Annotated in this window: 1 pseudogene; it reads right to left on the reverse strand. The window is 67.7% G+C overall.

From position 1 onward, the window contains the following. Positions 1-452 (reverse strand): annotated as a pseudogene (locus HWW87_RS36870) (acetyl-CoA C-acetyltransferase); the annotation flags it as partial.

Genomic DNA, 452 nt, shown 5'->3' on the forward strand with positions numbered 1-452 from the left:
GCCTTCTGCGCCGACATCACCAGCACCGCCGCCGCACCGTCGTTCAGACCCGACGCGTTCGCCGCCGTCACCGAGCCGTCCTTCGAGAACGCCGGCTTCAGCCCGGCCAGCGACTCCGCCGTCACGCCGTGACGCACGAACTCGTCGGTCGCGAACTGCAGCGGCTCGCCCTTGCGTTGCGGAATCGACACCGGCACGATCTCGTCGTTGAAGCGCCCGGCCTTCTGCGCGGCTTCCGCCTTGTTCTGCGACAGCGCCGCGAACGCGTCCTGCTCTTCGCGCGTGATCCCGTATTCCTTCGCGACGTTCTCCGCCGTGATGCCCATGTGGTACTGGTTGTACACGTCCCACAGGCCGTCGACGATCATCGTGTCGACCAGCTTCGCGTCACCCATCCGGAACCCGTCGCGCGAGCCCGGCAGCACGTGCGGCGACGCGCTCATGTTCTCCTG

Origin of the sequence: Burkholderia sp. BCC0419 (genome assembly GCF_902830285.1) — a bacterium.
Lineage (GTDB): Bacteria > Pseudomonadota > Gammaproteobacteria > Burkholderiales > Burkholderiaceae > Burkholderia.